This window comes from Rhizobacter sp. P2_H3 (genome assembly GCF_056403355.1).
In genome coordinates this window covers 1-764 of sequence record NZ_JBFUFQ010000527.1, presented here as the reverse complement: position 1 = coordinate 764, position 764 = coordinate 1, and the positions used below count along the sequence as shown (strand labels likewise).

General features: G+C 74.6%; 1 protein-coding gene. It reads right to left on the bottom strand.

Features of this window, described 5'->3' with window-relative positions; all coding sequences use genetic code 11:
- Positions 1–764, bottom strand: a 764-nt coding sequence (locus AC1D1T_RS32840; protein WP_477993550.1) for an aldehyde dehydrogenase family protein, incomplete at both ends; no start/stop codon positions are given.

Below are 764 nucleotides of genomic sequence, written 5' to 3'. Positions count from 1 at the left end.
CGACGATGCCGGCGATGCGTGCCGCCTGGGCCGGCGAGATGATCGGCGCGAGCGTTGCCGCGGCGTCCCAGGTCGGCCCCGGGCGCAGTGCCTCGAAGCGCTGCACGATGCGCTCGACCAGCGGCTCGGCGATGCGCCGCTGCACGATCAGGCGCGAGCCGGCGACGCACACCTGGCCGGCGTTGCCGGTGATCGCGCCGGCGATCGTCGCGGCCAGCCGCTCCAGGTCGGGCACGTCGTCGAACACCAGCTGCGGGCTCTTGCCGCCGAGCTCCAGCGTCACCGGCTTCGGCCCGTGCAGCGCGCAGGCGGACATGATGGCGGCGCCGGTGCGCGTGGAGCCGGTGAAGGTCATCTTCGCGATGCGCGGGTGCCGGCTCAGCGCCTCGCCGGCGGTGCGGCCGTCGCCCTGCACGATGTTGAACAGGCCCGCCGGCACGCCGGCCTGCAGCGCCAGCTCGGCCAGGCGCAGCACCGAGAACGGCGTCAGCTCCGACGGCTTCAGCACCACCGCGTTGCCGGCCGCCAGCGCGGCACCGACCTTCCACGAGGCCATCACCAGCGGGAAGTTCCACGGCGTGATCGCGCCGACCACGCCGTAGGGCTCGGTGACGGTCAGGCCCAGGTGGTCGCTGCGCGTYGCGGCGACCTCGCCGCCCAGCTTGTCGGCGTACTCGGCGAAGAAGCGCAGGCCTTCGGCGGTGAACGGCACGTCCCAGGCCAGCGCCTCGCGCAGCGGCCGGGTCGAGCCGACCGCCTCGAGC